The following is a 662-nucleotide window of genomic DNA, read 5'->3' as shown; positions in this document are numbered from 1 at the left end:
CAATAAATCATATACCATCGGTACCTTCTATGACCAGTTCACTTATGATGTATTGAGCGTCCATGCCCCCATCACCGGGAATTACACGACTTACGGCTATGTCGTCATCCACATGCCCCTGTCCGTCCTGCAGAACACAAGAGACGGTATTTTAAATATTGTATACCTTACGCTGGCCGTCGTATTCGGTTTTTCCCTGATTATCCTTCTCGTCTTTACAAAAACCGTTTACTTTCCGCTGAAAAAAATCACAGCAGGAGCAAACGAATACGCGCAGGGGAACCTGACCCATCATATCGATGTTAATACCAGAGATGAGATGGGATATCTGGCGGCTACCTTAAATTACATGTCAGACGAACTGAACAAGATGGAAGAGTACCAGAAGACGTTTATCGCTAACGTGTCCCACGATTTCCGCTCTCCCCTGACCTCTATCAAGGGGTACCTTGAGGCCATTCTGGATGGAACGATCCCTCCGGAAATGTATGAAAAGTACTTGACGCGGGTAATCACAGAAACCGAACGGCTGAACAAGCTGACACAGGGGATGCTGACGCTGAACACACTGGACAGCAAGGGATATTTAAACCGCACGAATTTTGATATCAACCGGGTGATTAAGGACACGGCGGCTTCCTTCGAGGGAACGTGCGAGGAGA

At 47.4% G+C, this 662-nt stretch carries 1 protein-coding gene; it reads left to right on the top strand.

Annotated features, from left to right (window positions below; genetic code table 11):
* Positions 1-662: HAMP domain-containing histidine kinase (locus tag NE664_12605; protein MCQ4727477.1), on the top strand; the 662-nt coding region annotated here is incomplete at both ends.

Origin of the sequence: Anaerotignum faecicola (assembly GCA_024460105.1) — a bacterium.
GTDB lineage: Bacteria > Bacillota > Clostridia > Lachnospirales > Anaerotignaceae > JANFXS01.
The sequence above is the reverse complement of the archived record's forward strand: the minus strand, read 5'-3'. Positions and strand labels throughout refer to the sequence as shown.